This window comes from Streptomyces sp. NPDC050988 (assembly GCF_044456225.1).
Taxonomy (GTDB): domain Bacteria; phylum Actinomycetota; class Actinomycetes; order Streptomycetales; family Streptomycetaceae; genus Streptomyces.
This window is the reverse complement of the sequence record NZ_JBITFQ010000007.1, coordinates 138,428-157,291: the sequence shown is the minus strand read 5'-3', so window position 1 is coordinate 157,291 and position 18,864 is coordinate 138,428. Positions and strand designations below refer to the sequence as shown.

Genomic DNA, 18,864 nt, shown 5'->3' with positions numbered 1-18,864 from the left:
TGCGAGCGGTACGGGACAGGAGCACACAATGGGCTCGTTGTGGAAGAAAGCGGCATGAAACGTCAGGAGTGCCGCGGGATCCCTACGCCGGGAAGAAGAGCTCGTGAGCGTCGAACCGCCGTCGTCCGGCCGCCCCACAGGGCCGCCCTCCGGCCCCCTGTCGGGGCCGACCCAGCCGAGCCCAACGCCGCCACCTCCGGGCGGCCAGGGCCCCTCGGGGCCGTCGGGGCCGTCGGGTCCTTCGGGTGGCGGATCGGGTGGCGGTCCCTCCGGGCCGTCGGGCCCGTCCGGCGGCGGTCCAGGTGGTCCCGGAGGCCCGTCCGGTCCGGACGAGCCGGGCCAGGGGTCCGGAAAGGGACCCGACCGGGCCTGGTGGCAGTCGGCCCCACGCGTCGCCGTCATCGCCGCCGCGATCGTCGTCGCTGTCACGCTGGTCGTCGTCTTCACCCGTTCGGACGGTGGTGGCACCTCGGGTGCGGGCGGCGGCGAGGTCTTCCTCCAGGCCGCGGGCAAGTCGGGCCCCGACCCGTTCACCGAGTCGACCGCGGAGGACAGTTCCGCTCCGCCCGTGACGCCCTCGCCGACGGAGACCGCCGAGTCCGGCAACGTGACGCGGGGCGTGGAGGGTTCGGCGCCCGGCCTCTACGGCGGTACGCGCAAGGTGGCCAGCTGCGACGTCGAGAAGCAGATCTCCGCGCTCCGGAAGGCCCCGGCCAAGAACCAGGCGTTCGCCTCGGTCCTGGGCCTCCAGCCGTCCGGCGTGCCCGCGTATCTGCGCTCGCTCACCCCCGTACAGCTGCGGATGGACACCCGTGTCACCAACCACGGCTACCGCGACGGCAAGGCCACCGGCTATCAGGCGGTCCTCCAGGCCGGCACCGCCGTCCTCGTCGACGACCGCGGTGTGCCCAGGGTGCGGTGCGCGTGCGGCAACCCGCTGCTGCCGCCGGTCGCGCTGAAGTCCACGCCCAAGCGGACCGGCGACTCCTGGCCGTCCTACCGGCCGTCGAACGTCGTGGTCGTCGCGCCCGCGACCCAGGTCATCAACGTCTTCGTGATCTTCGACCCGGACAGCGGCGACTGGTTCAAGCGGCACAAGGGCGACACCGGAGACAAGGACCAGAAGACGGCTCCGCCGACGGACCGGCCCTCGCCGTCCGAGAGTTCGCTGTCGCCGAGCTCCGCCTCGCCGTGCGTGTCCCTGCCCCCGGGCACGACCGCGGAGCCGAACGGTTCGGTGAGCCCCTGCCCCGAGACGTCCTCGGCGACACCCTCGTCACCGTCCCCGGAGACCGAGTCGCCCTCGTCCGAGCCCCCAACGGAGGAGACCTCCGAGTCGGCGCCCGACTCGGCATCGGCCGACATCACGACCTCCAGTCACAGCGCCCCGGAGTCGGCCGCGACCGCCCCGGGGCTGTGAGCGCCGGTCCGCTCCGGCGGCCTACTCGTCGATCGCCGCGCCGAAGGCGGCGCCCAGGGAGGGGGCGCCGAGGGTGTCGGCGCCGTACGTCCACGAACCCGCGGCCGTGATGCCGCCCGCTCCGGCCGACAGCACCCAGATGAACCCGTCACCGGCGTTCTCGCCGGGCGCCGACGCCAGCAGTCCGAAACGGCCGTCCCTGTTGGGGTCGGTGAGACGGACCTGGCCGCCCCACTTGTCGCCCTTCTCGGGGACGCCCGGCACATCGGCGGAGTTCTGGTCCCAGGACTTCGCGCCCGTCGCGGTCAGACCGGCGGACGCGCCGCGCAGCACCCACACCGCGCCCGCGTCGGCGACCGTGCCGATGTCCTCGCCCGCGGCGCCGATCGCCACGTCCGCGTACCCGTCGCCGTCCGTGTCCGCGACCGAGAGGTCCGTGCCCCAGCCGTCGCCGCGCTCGGCGGTGCCGGGGACACCGGGGGAGTCCTGCGTCCACCACTGGACCTCGTCGGCGGGGCCGTTCTCGCCGCCGTAGCGCACCCCGACCAGTCCGCCGGTGAGGGTCTCGCCGCCGTCGTCGGGGGAGTTCGGCTCGCCGGTCACCAGGTCGTCGTAGCCGTCGTTGTTGATGTCTCCGGAGGCGGCTTCCGTGCCACCGCGTACATCCCGCTCGTACGTGAGCCCGTCGGCGTTTCCGGACAGGTAGGTGGACCAGCCGTGGCCGGACTCGTCGCCGACCGTCACACCCGAGACGACCAGGTCGGCGTAGCCGTTGTCGTCGTAGTCGCCCGTGGTCAGCGACTTGGGCAGGATGTGGCGCTGCTGGGCCCGTGCGGAGAGCGGGGTCGACGACCGCTCCTGGACTTCCTTCCGCGAGCCGGGTGTGGCGGTGCCGTAGCTGAACAGCTCCAGGTCGTAGTGGTCGAGCACGACGAGCAGGTCGCCCGGCGTCTCGTCCGTGAAGTGCGCCGCGGCGAGCCCGACGCCGAACCGCTCGCCCGCGGTGGGCTCCTCGGTCTCCAGCCAGTCACTGGCGGCCCCGGTGAGCCCCGCCTTCGAGCCCCACAGGATCGCCGCGCCACCCGCGTCGGCGACGGTACCGAGGTCCTCGCCGGGGATGCCGACGATCGCGTCGTCGTACCCGTCGCCGTCCAGGTCACCGGTCGCGACCGCCTTGCCGAACGCGTCCCCCGCCTCGGCGGCGCCCGCGACACCGCCCGTGGACTGGCTGAACCGCGCCACGTCGCTCGTACCGATGCCCCTCGACGAGCCGTACTGCACGGTCACGAGACCGGCACCCTTCTTGCCACTGACGGTCGCCCCCGGCGCCCCCACCAGCACGTCCTCGTATCCGTCGCCGTTGAAGTCGCTGTTCCGGTCGTCGGCGTGCGTACCGCCCGGTGTTCCGGCGTACGCGGACGGGGCGGCGGCGATCCCCAGACCGGCCACGAGAAGAAATGACGCCGCGGCCAGAGCGGCGGAACGGTCCTTGCGCATGATTCGGCTCCTGACGAAAAGGACGACCGGGCAGCGCGGGGGTGTCCGGAAAGGGCCCGTTCCTTGTCCGGCGCCGTGTTTGACATCGGATGGGGCTGAAGGGTTGTACGCGAGTTTCCACGGGCGACGGCAGGGAAGCCCCTGGTGTTCAACTTCCGTGAGGCGACCAGAAGAGCGGTCGCGGACCTCCAGCGCGTGCCGGGCCGTCGCGGAGGCGTGGGACGACTGGCGGCCCCGGTTAGCGTTCGTGGGACGGTTCGCGGACTTCCTCCGGGGGCGCAAGCGCATCGACGGACGCGTCGGTCAGTAGCCCCCGCCCCGCCGCGAGCCTCCGCCCTGCCGCGAGCCCTCGCCCCGCCGCACCAGGATCAGCTCGTGCAGGTACCGCTTTGTGACGCTGCCTCCGTGGCGGGTGTCGATCAGCTCGCGGATGCCGTCCAACAGGCCCTTGCGGGCGGCCGGTTCCAGCGCTCGATGGTTCGAGTACGTCAGCAGCAGGTCGATGTAGGCCTGGGTGGTGTACGTGATCTCCTGTGGGAACCGGAGCGACTCGACCCGGCCGAGCACCTCGAACTCCCTTGTGTCCGTGGCCGTTTCGGCGTCGGTCGACTGCCGCAGACCAGGGGGTGTGGCCGGATCCCAGCGCTCGTAGCAGTCCTGGACCTCGACGAAGAAGTCGCGGCTGCCGCCCGCCGTGTGATGCGTGATGACGAGGGCGAGCGTTCCGTCCGGGCGGAGCGCGTCCGCCACCTTGGTGAGGCGCGTCGCGGGGTCGAGCCAATGGAACGACGTCGCGGCCACCATCAGGTCGAACGGCTCCCGGGGCAGCGGCCATTGCTCGAAGTCGGCCACCTCGACGCGCGCCCGCGGGAAGGCCCGCAGGTTGCGTCGCGCCACCGCCGCCATCGACGGACCGAGCTCCACGGCTGTGATGTGACAGCCCAACTGGGCGAGAGACACGGTCATTTGGCCGGTTCCGGGGCCGAATTCGAGGACCCGGCTGTCCGCGTCGAGACCCACGCCGGTGGCCAACTCCTCGACCAGGGAGGGCGGATAGGTAGGTCGCGCCCGGTCGTACAACTCGGCGTCCTCGTCGAAGATGCCTCGCAGCGAACGGGTCATGCGGTGCCGCCGACCCGAACGCTCCGATCGCCGACGCCACTTCGGTCCGGCCGCAGCTCACGGAAGAACGCCCGGACATCCCCGATGAGCAGATCCGGCTCCTCCATCGCCGCGAAGTGCCCGCCCCGGTCGAACTCCGTCCATCGCACGATGTTCTCCGTGCGGTCCGCGACGTGCCGCAGTGGGATGAAGTTGTCCCGGGGGAAGACGGCGAGCGCGGTGGGTGCCGTCGACGGCTGCACGGGTTCGCCCCAACCGTCCGCGTGCGCCCGCTCGTAGTAGATCCGCGCGGACGAACCCGCCGTCCCCGTCAGCCAGTACAGCATCACGTTCGTGAGCAGCCGGTCCCGGTCCACGGCGTCCTCGGGGCGCTGGTGCGAGTCCGTCCACTCCTTGAACTTCTCGACGATCCAGGCGAGTTGGCCGACGGGTGAGTCTGTGAGCCCGTAGGAGAGGGTCTGCGGCCGGGTCATCTGGACGGCGGCGTACCCCAGTCGCTCGCGGGTCCACTCCTCGTTGCGCCGCCACGAGGCGAGCGTCTGCTCGCGCTCCCGCGGGCTCAGCGCGGCCAGCTCCTCGGGGGTGGGCTCGGTGCTCGCGTGGGCGCCCGGCAGGAGGTTCAGATGGACGCCGATCACTCGGCCGGGGAAGGCACGGCCCAGCTCACGGGAGATCCCGGCACCCCAGTCGCCGCCCTGCGCGCCGAAGTGCTGATAGCCGAGCCGGTCCATCAGCTCGGCGAACGCGGCGCCGACCCGCCTGAGTTCCCAGCCCCTGTCCCGTGTGGGCCCCGACAGACCGAACCCCGGAATGCTCGGCAGCACCACGTGGAAGGCGTCGGCCGGATCACCGCCGTGGGCGCGCGGATCGGTCAACGGCCCCACCACATCGAGGAACTCGACGATCGAGCCCGGCCAGCCGTGGGTGATGATCAGCGGCGTCGCGTCCGGTTCGGGTGAGCGGATGTGCGCGAAGTGGACGTTCGTCCCGTCGATCGTCGTCGTGAACTGGGGCCACTCGTTGAGCCGGGCCTCGGCCGCCCGCCAGTCGTAGGTGTGCCGCCAGTACCGCACGAGTTCGTTCAGGTAGTCGCGCGGGACCCCGTACTCCCAGCCGACGCCCGGCAGCTCGTCCGGCCAGCGGGTGAGATCGAGGCGTGCGTGCAGATCGTCGAGGTCGGACTGGGGGATGTCCAGGACGAATGGCCGGATCGTGTCGTCGTGCGGGGAGGTCATGGCGGGCCATGCTAGTTCGGCACCGGCATCCGGTCGCGTGAATAAAGGCCGTGGTCACCGGCCGGTCAGGCGGCCACGAGGGGAGGCCGCCGGGCTCGCCGTGCGGGCCGCCCGACCGGCCTTGGCGCCACGGCCGTGCCGGCTCTCCCGTGCCACGACCGAGCTGACCTTCCCGGGGCCAAGGCCGCCCGCGGGATGGCCGGCCCTGCCATGGCCAGGGCCGACCATCCGGTCAGTGCCGCTACTGCCCGGGCCGTCGCTCCGCCACGCCGCTGCCCCGGCCTGTGGGGCGGGGCCAGACGCGACGGCCGGGCCTCAGCCCCTGGCGTCACCCACCCGGCCCGGCTTTCCGAGCCACCGATGAGTTTTCGCACGAGGATCCGTCTACATAGGTGACAGCGTTCCCGCCCCAGGAGGTACCCATGAACACCGACGGATTCACCACGTGCCTTTGGTTCGACGGCCAGGCCGAGGAGGCCGCGAACTTCTACGTCTCGGTCTTCAAGAACTCCCGCATCGGCACGATCCTCCGCTACTCCGAGGTGGGGCCCGGCGAGCCCGGTTCCGTACTGACCGTCGAGTTCGAGGCCAACGGCCAGAAGTTCTACGCCCTCAACGGCGGACCGGAGTTCAAGTTCAACGAGGCCATCTCCTTCGAGGTCCGCTGTGACGGCCAGGACGAGGTGGACCACTACTGGAAGGCGCTGACCGAGGGCGGCGGCGAGGAGGGCCCCTGCGGCTGGCTGAAGGACAGGTTCGGCGTCTCCTGGCAGGTCACCCCCACCAGGCTGATCGAGATGATCAGCGACCCCGACCAGCAGAAGGCGGATCGGGCCATGCAGGCCATGCTCAAGATGCACAAGATCGACGTCGCGGCCCTGGAGAAGGCCTACGCGGGCGAATGAGGCGACCGGCACGGCGGCCGGCGACCTCCCGCCCCACCGGACCAGGTGAGGCCTGCGCCCCACCAGCCCAGGCGAGTCCTGGTGACCCAGCGGCTCAGGCGAGCCGGCCGCTGTGCAGTGCCGTGTACGCGCCCCCGCGCCGCAGCAACTTCTCGTGCGACCCGATCTCCCGTACGGCACCGTCTCCCATCACCACGATCCGGTCCGCACCCCGGATCGTGGACAGCCGGTGCGCCTGCGCATGAGCCGGGCCAGTGCCTGCTGCACGAGCGCCTCCGACCGCGTGTCCAGCGCGGACGTCGCCTCGTCCAGGATGAGCACCCGCGGATTGCGGATGAGGGCCCGTGCGATGGCCAGCCGCTGCCGCTGGCCGCCCGAGAGCCGCGCCCCGTGCTCGCCCACCACGGTGTCGAGCCCGCGCGGCAGCCGGTCGACGAACTCCAGCGCGTTGGCGTCCCGCAGCGCCGCACGCACGGTCGCCTCGTCGGCGTCCGCGTCGTCCATGCCGTACGCGACGTTCTCCCGCACGGTCCCGTCGAACAGGATCGACTCCTGCGGCACGACAGACACGAAGCGCCGGTACGTCCGCAGGTCCAGCGTGTTCATGTCGGCCCCGTCCAGCAGCACCCGGCCCGAGGCCGGCCGGATGAACCCGATGACGAGACTGAGCACCGTGGACTTCCCGGCCCCCGAGGCACCGACGAGCGCGATGGTCTCGCCCGGCGCGACGGAGAGGTTGAAGTCCCGTACGGCGCCCGGACCCGGGTGGAGAAGGTGCTTGGCGCGGCGCGGGGCAAGTGGGAGTAGATGCTGTCCGCCCACACGATCGGCCGCCTGGGTGCGGCGGGCACGGATCGAATGCTGTCCCCAGTGGCCGAGGACAACGAGGCGGGTACCGCCTTTTTGGCCGCGCTCAAGCGCGACCCGGGCGCGGTGGGTCTGGACTCCCTGCTTACGGAGATGACCAAGCTCAACGGCGTGCGCAAGCACGGGCTGCCCGGCGGGTTGTTCGCGGACTGGGCACGAGAGTCACATCAACACCGGCGGGCTGTGTCGACTGTGTCTCCAGGTCATCCGAACCTTCGATCCCGGCTGGATCGCCGAGCCCGTCTCCAGGCAGCCGTGCCAGCTCGCGTTGATCCTGTCCGGCGTCCGCCTGCCGACCTCGCAGCCGATCGATCGCCCGCAGAAAGGGCAGCATCGCGATGCGACCCGCCAGCGGTCCTGGCTGGACCGTCAACGCATCGCGGCCGCCGAACCGAGCGACGACCCACGCGTGGCTCCGCCGGCCGTAGGCGGCCAGTTCCTCCTGTTCCGCCCGCGTCGGCAGCTCGCACAGGAGCATGTCCGGCGCATCCGCGACCGTGACCTCGCCGACTACGACCTTCTGCAGGCCATCGCCGTAGCCAAGGCCGACTGGTTTCGCGACCGTCACCAGCGGTGGCCCTTGACGGCCAACCCCTACCTGCTGGTCAGCCCGTCTCCACCATGGTCATGAACGACATCTTCTGCCCTCTGGGACTGACCATGTCCACGCTCCGCCAGGACCGCATCTTCGACGAAGCCCGCCACACCGCCGACCCTGTCCACCTCATGCACGTCTTCGGCATCGCCGCCGAGACCGCAATGAAGTACATCTACGTCGCCCACCCCGAACGCCGGTCCACCCTCTGGCGATGATGCGGACCCACGCCATCCTGGCGGAATAGGACGCACAAGCGAACTTCGCGGGTGGCATTGCATAGCTGGCGGCTTACCCGCCGCAAGACCCAGCCCGCCGAACGGCGTGACGTCAGCCCGTTCCACCGCGCACAGGCCGCCTGATCAACCACTTGCAGACGCAGATGCTCCCGGACCGATCGGTTGCCAGGGGGTCCCCGCCTTGCAGCCTGGTCAGCACTCGTATGCGTAGTTGGGCTTCGCGGTTGGCAGCCCGCCCCAGCCGAAGCGGTGCGTCTCGCCGTTGGCGATCCAGGCGCAAGGCGGATCCGGGTTGTAATCGACCTGCACGCTTGCGTAGATGTTGCGGCCGCAGTCGTTCTGGACTGTCGCCCACCAGAAGTCGAGATACGGGTTGTACTTCTTCCTGATGATGGGCGCGCAGGCGAGCGGTGCCGCTGCCACGGAGCGCGAGCTGTGAGGCAGCGAGGGCTCAGCAGCAGAAGCGCTGGGGGTGGCCCCGAACAGGGGCAGCGCCAGACCAACAGCTAGCACGAATGCCGATACCCGCATGATCGCCTTCTTTCGCCCGTGCCCATCGAAGCGACGGACACAGGGATAGTGCCCAGAGATCTGCAGGCCCTTGAGCCCCGAACGGGTGAAGTTGCTCGTGAAGCGCAGAGGATCGACGCCGCCAGATGTGGAGCCGGGCGGCCAGGACGGCCTCTCGCGGCTAACCGTCATCATTTCGGCTGTGGTCGAAAGGCGGAGGGTGCGCAAGAACGCCGGTCTCCTGCGCCCGTGCCCGCGGGAACTCCGCCGAGCCGCTCCCGGAGTACGGACCCACCCCACCTCGGCCGCCATTCTCCCAACCACGCGCGGGTTCCGCCCCGTTCGAGTCCAGGAATCGGCGAACCCGCGCGCTTCCGGCAAGGGCGTGATGATCTACTGGCACGTCGAGGGAAAGAACGTCTGTATCTATTCCCGGCTCAAGAGCTGCTCCTCCCGAGGTCGCGGCGATGATCGAGGGCCTGCTGAGGCACTGCACGGACGCCGAGATCGAGTCCAACTACGTCGACACGCACGGCGCGCGTCGTCGGGTCCGCCTGCACCGAACTGCTGAACTTCCGCCTGCTGCCGAGGCTGAAGAACATCGGCAGCATCCGCCTGTACCGCCCGGACGACACGCCGCCCGGCTGGCCGGCGCTCGGCGCCTCGCTGACGCGGCCGATCCGCTGGGAAAGATCGAGCAGCAGTACGACCAGATGGTCAAGTACGCCACCGCGCTCCGGCTCGGCACCGCCGAGGCGGAGCAGGTACTGCGACGCTTCACCCGCGGCGGCCCCAAGCACCCCACCTACCAGGCCCTCGAAGAACTCGGCCGCGCCGTGCGCACGATCTTCGCGTGCGACTACCTCGCCAGCCCCGGCCTGCGCCGCGAGAGCCACGGCGGGCTCCAGGTCGTCGAGAACTGGAACAGCGCGAACACCGTGCTCCACTCCGGCAAGGACGGCGCCCTGACCGGCCCGGACAAGGAGCACGCCGAGACGTTGATGTTCGCCCTGCATCTGCTCCAGTCCGCGCTCGTGCACGTCAACACCCTGTTGGTGCAGCAGGTCCTGCCGAACCGGCCTCGGCGAAGAAGCTGAGCGACGAGTACCGGCGCGGACTGACCGCGCTGTCCTGGTCCAACGTGAACCCGTACGGCACGTTCCGCCTGGAGATGGACCAACGCTTCGACCTGGGGCCGGTATCCGCCGTACCCCGCCCCCGCACGCCAGCGGACACTGCGGATCGATCGGCCACCGAAACACGATGACGAACATCCAGGGACTTTATCGGCCAGTTTCACTTGCGCTTATCGCTCGCCGTGTTGAGCTTCACGACAACGGCGATCTCGGCATCGAGCCGCGCGGGCTTCGGCGAGCTTCTTCTCAGTGGTGCGCCTGGCAGGCGCGGGCGGGTTCCAGCGCCTGTGTCTGACGTTCCTCTCGCTGCGTCAGGTTCCTTCAGGTCGACCGCAACCAGCTGTACCCCACCCGTGTCTCACTACTAGTGCCCCCTCGTCTGCCCCGTCGCCAAGCGGAATGGCGCGGCCTGCGCCTCTGGCCGGTCGGTCTCGTCCTAGTCCTCGCCTTCAACACAGCGATCGCCGTCGCCGCCGCAGTGTTCTACACCGGATGGCACCTACTCTCCGTGCGAGGGCTGAAGCCTGAGCCCCTCATCGACTCCAAGGTGCTGTTCGATCTGGTGAAACTCGCCTTCGGCGTCGTCGCTGGGGCTGGAGCCCTGGTCGCCCTGGTTGTGGCCTACCGCCTTCAACGCGTTGATGAGGACGGCGCCCTGCGCGAGGCCACCCGTCTGCATACCGAGCGCTTCACCGCCGCTGTCGGCCAGCTCGGTGACGCTTCTGCCGCGGTCCGGCTCGGCGGAGTGCATGCCCTGGCCGGGCTTGCCGACGATGCCCCCACCCGCGAGTTGCGCCAAACCTGCATCGACGTTTTGTGCGCCTACCTTCGCTTGCCCTACACCGCCGAAGCCGACCTGCCGACGGGCGACGCAGAAGCCAGGCACACCTATATGGCCCTGCGTGAAGTCCGGCACACCATCATTCGCCTCATCCGTGACCATCTCCGCCTGAACTTCAGGCATCCACGGACCTGGCAGCGTCACAACTTCGATCTGACTGGAGTCGTGTTCGACGGCGGCGACTTCGCTGAGGCGGAGTTCTTTTGGGGCACCACGGTCAGCTTCGACGGGGCGGAGTTCTCCGGCGGCAAGGTCTACTTCAACAGAGCGGAGTTCACGGGCGGCACAGTCACCTTCGTCGATGCGAAGTTCTCGGGTGGCGGGGTCTACTTGGTCGATGCGAAGTTCTCGGACAGCATGGTCAACTTCGGCCGGGCAAAGTTCTCCGCTGGCCAGGTCTTCTTCGTCGATGCGGAGTTCTCCAACGGCACTGTCTATTTCGGCCAGGCAAAGTTCTCCGGTGGCGAGGCCAACTTCATCGGGGCGAAGCTCTCTGGTGGCTTGGTCGACTTCGACGGGGCGGAGTTCTCCGGCAGCAGGGTCACCTTCGGCCTGGCCACCTTCTCCGGCAGCACAGTCCGCTTCGACGGAGCGACCGGCACAGCACCGCTTAACTTGGTTCCGCCGAACACGGCGCCCCTGCCAGCGGGGCTCACTGTGCCTGGGACCTGGCGCACCACGGGACCGTAAATGGTTACGGGTGCGTTTCATAGGTGGTCGCTCATGGAACACCCGCTCGCCTGGCGGTCCGCCTGGGGCGACCATGTCTCATGAGTTGTTGCAAACGACTGGGCTCCTGAAACACCCTCCTCAAACACTCCGGGGTCGTGAGCGACGACTTCAAGCGCGTGGAAGCGCACGACTGCCCGATGTCCACCTGTGCCGCCCCCGCGGGCTCCCCGTGCCGGACCCGAAAGGCAAAGTGGCCATCCAGTACCACACCGCCCGGTTCTGCCTCGTGCCCCAACTCGCCAAGACGCTCAGTGTGCCCACCCCGGCCGTACGCAAGCCGGGGGCGGTGCGGATCGAGCTGCCCCGGCCAGTGAGCGCTGGTGCCGAACCGGTCGGCCACGTCCGCCTCGGCTACGCACGGGCCTCGACCGCCCGGCAGTCCCTCGACGCGCAGCTCGACTCCCTCGCCGAGGCCGGGGTGACCCGGGTCTTCTCCGAGAAGTTCTCCACCGGCGCCACCCGGCGCCCCGAGCTGGAGGCCGCCGTGAAGCTCGCCGGGGAGATCCGTTCCTCCGGCGTCACCGTGACTCTCGTGGTCCACGAGCACAAGCGGCTCGGCCGCGGCATCGAACTCGCCATGCTCGCCGAGGAACTGAAGGCCAGCGGCGTCGGCCTGGAGTTCCTCCCCGGGGAGCTGAAGGGCTCGCACGACCCGTCCGGCATCGTGTCACCGTGCTCGCGGCCATGTCCGGCATGGAGCGTGAGTACATCCGCGACCGCACTCTCGAAGGCCACGAGTCCGCCCGCAAGCGGGGTAAGACCATCGGTGGCGCGGGCGTCACCGACGAGGACATGCTGTCTATGGCCCTCCACCTGCGCGACCAGGAGACGAGCCTGTGCGACGTCGCCAAACGCCTCGTCATCATTACCGGCACTAACTGATCGTTTCAGAATGGCTGCTGCGCTGGTCGCCGCCTCATGTCAGGCGGAGTCCTTCTCCGAGTAGTTCTGCGACCCGCTGGGCGGCCTCGTCCGGTGGTAGCTCGGCCGGCCAGGGGAGTCGTTCGGCGCCGTCCTGGACTGGTTTCTCATCACGGTCCAGGGGGATGAACCGCCAGTCTCGGCCGTGTCGCCAGAACACGATCGCCCCGTGAGGCCACGCAGGAAGGCTGGTGGTCCACCAGAAGGCTGTCCCGCGAGCTTCCTCGTGGCGCTCGTCGGGGCCGTGACCTATTGCGATGCAAGCTGCGGCGAAAGCGGCATCGGCGGTACGTCGATCCTGCCAGAACAAAGCCACTGGCCGATCTTATCGTTGGCTTCAGCGAGTCTGCGATCTTGCGTCTGGCGATCTTGATCGGCAGGCTGTGCGGGTGCCTGCTGATCTTGTGCCGGATGCCCTGTGGGAGCGCGTCGCGCCGCTGCTGCCGCCCGTTCCCGAGCGTCGTTTTCGCTACCCCGGACGTCTGCGTGTTCCGGACCGGATAGCGCTCGCAGGCGTGCTGTACGTGCTGCGGATCGGCGTTGCCTGGCGCGATGTGCCAGCAGAGACCGTGGGCTGCTCCGGAGTCACGGCATGGCGCAGGCTGCGGGATTGGACCGAGGCCGGAGTGTGGCCCCGACTGCACGCCGCCCTGCTGACCGAGCTTCGGCGAGCGAGCCTGCTGGACCTGGACGGCTGCGCCGTCGACGGCGCACACATCCGAGCCCTGAAAGGGTGGATCATGTTGGTTCCTCACCGGTCGACCGTGCCCGTCCCGGCTCAAAGCACCACCTGATCGTCGACCGCAACGGTACCCCGCTGGCCGTCACGCTCACTGGCGGCAACCGACACGACGTCACCCAGCTCCTGCCGCTGGTGGATGCGGGCCCATTGATCCGGGGTCTGCGAGGGCGGCCGCGCCGTCGGCCCCGGCGACTGTACGCCGACCGGGGCTATGACTTCGACAAGTACCGCCGCCAGCTGTGGAAGCGCGGCATCAAGCCGATGATCGCCCGACGCGGCATTGCTCACGGCTCCGGACTCGGCAAAGTGCGCTGGGTCGTGGAGCGAGCGTTCGCCTGGCTGCACCATTTCAAGCGCCTGCGCATCCGCTACGAGCACCGGGCGGACCTTCACCAGGGTCTCCTAGAAATCGCCTGCTCCATCATCTGCCTGCGGCGGCTCTCGCGATCATTCTGAAACGATCAGTAAGAAGGGTCAACACCCCTCACCTGCGACCGTCATGCGGATGTTGCGTGAACACGACGAGCAGGCCGCCATGGCGGCGCGTACGTGATCACCTCGCTACTTTGCGGCTGGTGTCTGAGCTAGGACACCGGGGCCTACCCGGGCCACGTAACGGCTCGGTTTCCCCGGTTAATTTCCGCGTTCCGAGGGTTGGCGCGGAGTCATTGGCTGGTTATCGTTCACGCACTTCACTCAATCGTTCCGCTGAACGAATAGCGAGAAGGACGGTCGGTCCATGCCCGACATCCACCACCCGGGACGGCGCTCCGTCCTTGCCGCGGCCACGGCGGGCGCCGCGTCGCTCGGTGCGTCCTGGCTGCTCACCGGCTGTACGGGGGCCTCGGCCGCCCCCGTGCTGCCCACGGACGCGAAAGGGGGCAGCCCCGACCGCGGCGGCACCCTCCGCATAGCCCGGCCGCCCGCATCCGACGCCGAGACCCTCGACCCGGCGAGCGCCCTGTCCGCGTACGAGTACCTGGGCGCCCTCTACAACCGCCTCGTCCGCGTCGGCGCCAACGGCGACCTGGTCCCCGACCTCGCCGAGTCCTGGGAACCGGACGCCAAGGCGCGCACCTGGACCTTCCGCATCCGCGCGGGCGTCACCTTCCACAACGGCCGGACCCTCACCTCCGCCGACGCCGCGTACACGCTGCGCCACATCCTCGACAAGGCGACCGCGTCCCCGCAGGCGGCCGTCCTCGCTCCGCTCATCGACCCCGGGAAGCTGCGCACGCCCGACGCCCGCACACTCGTGGTGCCGCTCAAGACCCCAAACGCGGAGTTCCCGAGCCTCCTCACGCACTACAACTGCTATGTCATCCCCGACGGCAGCGCCCGCGGCATCGGCCGCACGGGCATCGGCACCGGCCCCTTCAAGCTGGAGTCGTTCACGCCCGCGGGCCCGGGCCGCATCACCGCATACGAGGACCACTGGGCGGGCCGCCCGGTCCTGGACGCCATCGACTTCTACTCCGTCGCCGACATGTCCGCCCGCTCGAACGCCCTGCTGGCAGGCCAGGTCGACCTCCTCTCGCAGACCAACCTGGACTTCGCGACCGCCCGTGTCGTCGCCGCCTCCGACCGCGCCACGATCGCCCGCGTCGAGAACGCCCAGTGGTACGTGCTGCCGATGCTGACCACGGAGAAGCCCTTCACCGACGTACGCGTCCGGCAGGCGATGAAGCTCGCCTACGACCCCGAGCACGTCGTGAAGGTCGCGCTGCAGGGCGCGGGCACGGCCGGCTGGGACAACCCTGTGCCACCGAGCGACCCCGCCCACATCACCACCCATCCGGAACACGATCCGGAACAGGCCCGGCATCTGCTGAAGAAGGCGGGCCACGAGGGCCTCACCGTCGACCTCTACACGTCCTCGTACGACCCGGTCTTCACGCCCATGGCGCTCGCCTACCAGGACTCGGCCAAGCGGGCCGGGATCCGGATCCGGGTGAAGACGGCCTCGGCGGACTCGTACTACACGCAGATCTGGATGAAGAAGCCGCTCATGGCCACCTACTGGTACACCGGCAGACCCGTCGACCAGCTCTTCACCCAGGTCTTCCGCAGCGGCTCCTCGTACAACGAGACCGCCTGGTCGGACAAGGCGTTCGACGCGCTGCTCGACCGGGCCCGCCAGGAGACCGACGACGAACGGCGGCGCGAACTGTACGGCGAGGCGCAGACCTTCGTCGTCGAGAAGGGCGGGGCGATGACCCCGATGTTCGCCGACCGGCTCGTCGGCCTCTCGCGCAAGGTACGCGGATACGCCGAGCACGGCTTCGAGTTCGACTACCTCGGCATCGGCCTGAAGGGGGCCTGACCAACATGTTCTCCTTCATCGCCCGCAGAGCGGGCGCCGCCGTCGGCACCCTGTTCCTCTCCTCCGTCCTCGTCTTCCTCGCCGTACAGGCCCTGCCCGGCGACGTCGCCACGCAGGTTCTCGGCAAGGACGCGACCCCGGACGCCGTCTCCGCCCTCCGCGAGAAACTGAAACTCGACCAGCCCGCCTGGGAGCGGTACATCGACTGGATAGGCGGCGCCCTGCACGGCGACTTCGGCCTCTCTCTCGTGTCGGGCAAGGCGGTCGGCGGCGAAGTCGGCCTGTACCTCGGCAACTCCGCGCTCATCGCCCTGGTGACCGTCCTCTTCGCCGTCACCGGCTCGATCGTCCTCGGCATCCTCGCGGGCCTGTACCGCGACCGCTGGCCGGACCATCTGATCTCCACGGTCAGCCTGGTCGGGATGAGCGTCCCCGAGTTCGTCGTCGCCACCGTCCTGGTGCTCTGCTTCTCGGTCGCCCTGCCGTGGTTCCCGGCGGTCGTCCTGTACGGCCCCGAGGCGAGCGTCGGCCAACTCATGCCCGCCGTATGGCTTCCGGCCCTCGCGCTCGCCGTCGTCATGGCCGCGTACATCGTCCGGATGGCCCGCACGTCCGTCATCGACGTCATGGCGAGCGAGTTCGTCACCACGGCCCGACTCAAGGGCCTGTCGACCTGGCGGGTCGTCACCCGGCACGCGCTGCCCAGTGCCCTGCTCCCGACGTTGCACGTCATCGCGCTGAACGTCGCCTGGCTGGCCGGCGGAGTCGCGGTCGTCGAGAACGTCTTCAACTACCCCGGCATCGGCAAGCTGATGCTCGCCTCGGTGCAGAACCGGGACCTGCCCGTCATCCAGGCCATCGCACTGATCAGCGCGGTCGTGTACGTGGTCTGCAACCTCGCCGCCGACCTCGGCGCCATGGCTCTCAACCCCAAGCTCCGTACGCGCGGGAGGACCCGATGACCACCCTCGACACCCCGGCGGCGGCCCCCGCAGTCCCCGTCGCACCACCCTCCGCTGCAGCCCGGGCCTGGCGCACGGTGCGTTCCTCGCGGGCGGCGACGATCGGCCTCGCGATCGTCGCCGTGCACGTCGTGATCGCACTCCTCGCACCGGTTCTCACCTCGTACGACCCCATCGCCAACAACGCCGACCAGGCGCTGCTCGGGCCGAGTTGGGAGCACTGGGCGGGCACCGACCAGTACGGCCGTGACGTCCTGGCACGCGTCCTGTACGGCGGCCGCTACGCCCTCGGCGTCTCGGTCGCCGCCACTCTCGTGACCCTGCTGATCGGCACGGTCGTGGGATGCGCGGCGGCCCTGCGCGGCGGCTGGTTCGACGACGTGCTGGGCCGGGTCCTCGACGCCGTCCTCTCCGTCCCGTCGGTCCTGGCACTGCTGGTCATCGTCACCGCACTCGGCACCGGCCCCTCGGTCATCGTCCTCGCGATCGCCGTCGTGTACGTCCCCCAGGTCGTACGCGTCGTGCGCGGCGCCGCGCTGGCGGTCGTGCCCGCCGACTACGTGACCGCGGCGCGGGCCAGGGGCGAGTCCACCTGGGCGATCCTGCGGCGCGAGATCCTGCCGAACATCACCGACGTGGTGTGCGTCGAGTTCGCCATGAGGGCCTCGTGGGTCGTGCTGCTGATCTCCTCGTTGTCCTTCCTCGGCTTCGGCGCCGATCCGCCCACCCCGGACTGGGGCCTGATGGTCGCCGAGAACCGCACCGCCATCACCGTCGTCCCGATGGCGAGCCTCGCACCGATCATCGCCCTGGCCACGCTCGTGGTGGGGCTCAATCTCGCGGCCGACGGCCTCTCCAAGGCGTGGGGCGTCGACCGGATCAGGGAGGGGTCCTGATGACCGCGATCGTTTCGGTGGACGCGCTGTCCGTGGCCTACCGTTCGAGCGGGCGCGACGTGCCCGTGGTGCGAGAGGTGTCCCTGGACGTGCTGCCCGGGCAGACCCACGCGCTCGTCGGCGAGTCGGGCAGCGGCAAGTCGACCGTCGCGGCGACGCTGCTGGGGCACCTGCGGCACGGCTCGCGCGTGACGGACGGTTCGGTGCGCGTCGGCGGGGCCGACGTATTCGCCCTGCCCGCACGGGAGTTGAGGCGGCTGCGGGGCGGGACCGTCGCCATGGTCGCGCAGAACGCGGGGCACGCGCTCACCCCCTCCATGCGGATCGGACGGCAGATCGCCGAGGCGGGCGGGGACGTCCCCGTCGTGGACCTCCTCGAACAGGTCCGGCTGCCCCGCCCCGCCGAACTCGCCCGCCGCTACCCGCACGAACTCTCCGGCGGCCAGCAGCAGCGCGTCGCCATCGCCATGGCCATCGCCGCCCGCCCGAAGGTCCTCGCCCTCGACGAGCCGACGACCGGGCTCGACGTCATCACCCAACGTGGTGTCCTCGACCTGATCGGGGCGCTCCGCGACGAACTCGGCCTCGCTGCCGTGCTGGTGAGCCATGACCTCGGCGTCGTCGCGCACATGGCTGACGAGGTGACCGTGCTGCGGTCTGGGCGGGTGGTGGAGGCGGCACCGACTAGTCGGTTGTTCGCGGCGCCCCAAGACCCGTACACCAGACGGCTGTTGGCGAGTGTGCCGCGGCTCGATGACGAGGGGCTGGCTCTTGTGGGTGCGGCGGGGGAGCGGGAGGTACGGCCGAGGGCCGTTGTGTCCGACAAGGCGCCCGTCGCCGTCTCCGCGCGGGACGTCACGATCGACTACGGGTCCGCGCGTGCCGTGAACGGTGTCTCCTTCGACGTCCGGCGCGGTGAAGTCCTAGCCCTCGTGGGGGAGTCGGGCAGCGGCAAGTCCACGCTTGCCTGGGCTCTCGCGGGGCTGCGGACTCCGTCCGGCGGCACGATGACCCATGGGTCGGGCGACCACGAGCTGGGCGACCCCAAGTCCAGTGATCGTGAGTCGGGTGACCTGGCCCGGCCCGCCGGGAAGCGGCCGTTGTCGCTCCGGCGGCGTGTTCAGCTCGTCTTCCAGAACGCCGATACGTCGTTGAATCCGCGTCGTTCGGTGGGTGATGCCGTCCGGCGGCCGTTGCGGTTCTTCGGGACGGTGGATTCTCGGGCGGAGGCCGTCGATCGGGCTCGGCAGCTCATCTCCGACGTGCGTCTCGAGCCTGCTCTCGCCGAGCGGCTGCCCGCGCAGCTCTCCGGTGGGCAGCGGCAGCGGATCGGGATCGCGCGGGCGCTTGCGGGCGAGCCGGACGTGCTGATCGCGGACGAGATCACGACCGCGTTGGACGTGTCGGTTCAGGCCGATGTGCTGCGGCTGCTCGATGATCTGCGGCGGGAGCGGGAGTTGGCCTGTCTGTTCATCAGCCATGACCTCGCGGTAGTGCGGGGGCTTGCCGACCGCGTTGTCGTGTTGCGGCACGGGGTTGTGGTGGAGGAGGGGCCCACGGACGCGGTGTTCTCCGCGCCTGGGCATCCGTACACGCGGCAGTTGATGGCTGCCGTGCTTGAGCCTTCGCCGGGGGCGGGTTTTGTTGTCGACGAGGTCGAGGACTGGGTTGACGCCGCGGGGTCGGACGATCTGTGGGTCGACCGGGGGGATGGGCATCGGGTTCGGCGGTGGGAGGGGGTGGGGTAGGGGATTTCGCCCCCGCCGCCCCTACCCGTTCCCTTCCCTACTCGGGGGCTCCGCCCCCGAACCCCCGCTCCTCAAACGCCGGAGGGGCTGGATTTTCGCGGCCGGGCCGACATTTTCAGCCTGTCCGGCGTTTGAGGACGAGGCCGTTCAGGCCGATGCGGGGGTCTGGGGGC

General features: G+C 69.8%; 16 protein-coding genes and 1 pseudogene. 12 read left to right on the top strand and 5 right to left on the bottom strand.

Annotation, left to right across the window (positions count from 1 at the left end):
- Positions 1–103: 103 nt before the first annotated feature.
- On the top strand, positions 104–1,420 hold the full coding sequence (locus tag ACIBEI_RS18270) for a DUF6777 domain-containing protein (protein ID WP_398889879.1): 1,317 nt from the start codon (positions 104–106) through the stop codon (positions 1,418–1,420).
- Between the two features lie 21 nt (positions 1,421–1,441).
- Here the strand turns inward: ACIBEI_RS18270 and ACIBEI_RS18265 are convergent, their stop codons facing one another.
- From ACIBEI_RS18265 to ACIBEI_RS18255, 3 genes are all read right to left on the bottom strand, one after another.
- Complete coding sequence (locus tag ACIBEI_RS18265) at positions 1,442–2,917, bottom strand: esterase (RefSeq protein WP_398889877.1); 1,476 nt, start codon at positions 2,915–2,917, stop codon at positions 1,442–1,444.
- Between the two features lie 303 nt (positions 2,918–3,220).
- Positions 3,221–4,039 (bottom strand): class I SAM-dependent methyltransferase, encoded by an 819-nt coding sequence (locus ACIBEI_RS18260; RefSeq protein ID WP_398889875.1) that lies wholly within the window; start codon positions 4,037–4,039, stop codon positions 3,221–3,223.
- On the bottom strand, positions 4,036–5,274 hold the full coding sequence (locus ACIBEI_RS18255) for an epoxide hydrolase family protein (protein WP_398889873.1): 1,239 nt from the start codon (positions 5,272–5,274) through the stop codon (positions 4,036–4,038). The genes ACIBEI_RS18260 and ACIBEI_RS18255 overlap by 4 nt, the downstream gene beginning before the upstream one ends.
- A gap of 422 nt (positions 5,275–5,696) precedes the next feature.
- On the opposite strand from ACIBEI_RS18255, the gene ACIBEI_RS18250 reads away from it, so the two are divergent.
- Positions 5,697–6,179: a VOC family protein gene (locus ACIBEI_RS18250; RefSeq protein ID WP_398889871.1), complete on the top strand. Its 483-nt coding sequence runs from the start codon at positions 5,697–5,699 to the stop codon at positions 6,177–6,179.
- A gap of 94 nt (positions 6,180–6,273) precedes the next feature.
- Here the strand turns inward: ACIBEI_RS18250 and ACIBEI_RS18245 are convergent.
- A pseudogene (locus ACIBEI_RS18245) lies at positions 6,274–6,932 on the bottom strand (ABC transporter ATP-binding protein); the annotation flags it as partial.
- Positions 6,933–7,314: 382 nt separating this feature from the next.
- Between ACIBEI_RS18245 and ACIBEI_RS18240 the strand changes: the two are divergent.
- Complete coding sequence (locus ACIBEI_RS18240; RefSeq protein WP_398889869.1) at positions 7,315–7,677, top strand: hypothetical protein; 363 nt, start codon at positions 7,315–7,317, stop codon at positions 7,675–7,677.
- The gene (locus tag ACIBEI_RS18235) at positions 7,674–7,859 is read left to right on the top strand and encodes a hypothetical protein (RefSeq protein ID WP_398889867.1); all 186 of its coding nucleotides are present in this window, start codon (positions 7,674–7,676) and stop codon (positions 7,857–7,859) included. Before ACIBEI_RS18240 ends, ACIBEI_RS18235 begins: the two co-directional genes overlap by 4 nt.
- A 213-nt stretch (positions 7,860–8,072) precedes the next feature.
- Here ACIBEI_RS18235 and ACIBEI_RS18230 read toward each other — a convergent pair whose 3' ends face one another.
- Entirely contained in the window at positions 8,073–8,618 is a 546-nt protein-coding gene (locus tag ACIBEI_RS18230; protein ID WP_398889865.1) for a hypothetical protein, read from the bottom strand.
- Between the two features lie 239 nt (positions 8,619–8,857).
- Between ACIBEI_RS18230 and ACIBEI_RS18225 the strand changes: the two genes are divergently transcribed.
- The 8 genes from ACIBEI_RS18225 to ACIBEI_RS18190 all read left to right on the top strand — a co-directional run bounded on the left by ACIBEI_RS18225 (position 8,858) and on the right by ACIBEI_RS18190 (position 18,691).
- On the top strand, positions 8,858–9,487 hold the full coding sequence (locus tag ACIBEI_RS18225) for a Tn3 family transposase (protein ID WP_398889863.1): 630 nt from the start codon (positions 8,858–8,860) through the stop codon (positions 9,485–9,487).
- Between the two features lie 586 nt (positions 9,488–10,073).
- Positions 10,074–11,057 carry a pentapeptide repeat-containing protein gene (locus ACIBEI_RS18220; protein WP_398889861.1) on the top strand — a complete coding sequence of 328 codons (984 nt, stop codon included), beginning with the start codon at positions 10,074–10,076 and terminating at the stop codon, positions 11,055–11,057.
- Between the two features lie 232 nt (positions 11,058–11,289).
- Positions 11,290–12,045, top strand: a complete 756-nt coding sequence (locus ACIBEI_RS18215; protein WP_398889859.1) for a recombinase family protein — start codon at positions 11,290–11,292, stop codon at positions 12,043–12,045.
- A 364-nt stretch (positions 12,046–12,409) separates the two neighbouring features.
- Positions 12,410–13,218 (top strand): IS5 family transposase gene (locus ACIBEI_RS18210; protein WP_398889857.1). Its coding sequence is split into 2 segments (ribosomal slippage): positions 12,410–12,755 and positions 12,755–13,218, totalling 810 coding nucleotides; the frame shifts between segments, so codons are not numbered across the junction.
- Between the two features lie 283 nt (positions 13,219–13,501).
- Positions 13,502–15,085, top strand: a complete 1,584-nt coding sequence (locus ACIBEI_RS18205) for an ABC transporter substrate-binding protein (protein WP_398889855.1) — start codon at positions 13,502–13,504, stop codon at positions 15,083–15,085.
- Between the two features lie 5 nt (positions 15,086–15,090).
- Complete coding sequence (locus ACIBEI_RS18200; protein ID WP_398889853.1) at positions 15,091–16,047, top strand: ABC transporter permease; 957 nt, start codon at positions 15,091–15,093, stop codon at positions 16,045–16,047.
- Positions 16,044–16,943, top strand: coding sequence for an ABC transporter permease (locus ACIBEI_RS18195; protein WP_398889851.1), 900 nt, complete (start codon positions 16,044–16,046; stop codon positions 16,941–16,943). The genes ACIBEI_RS18200 and ACIBEI_RS18195 overlap by 4 nt, the downstream gene beginning before the upstream one ends.
- Positions 16,943–18,691 carry an ATP-binding cassette domain-containing protein gene (locus tag ACIBEI_RS18190; RefSeq protein WP_398889849.1) on the top strand — a complete coding sequence of 583 codons (1,749 nt, stop codon included), beginning with the start codon at positions 16,943–16,945 and terminating at the stop codon, positions 18,689–18,691. Before ACIBEI_RS18195 ends, ACIBEI_RS18190 begins: the two co-directional genes overlap by 1 nt.
- Positions 18,692–18,864: the final 173 nt, after the last annotated feature.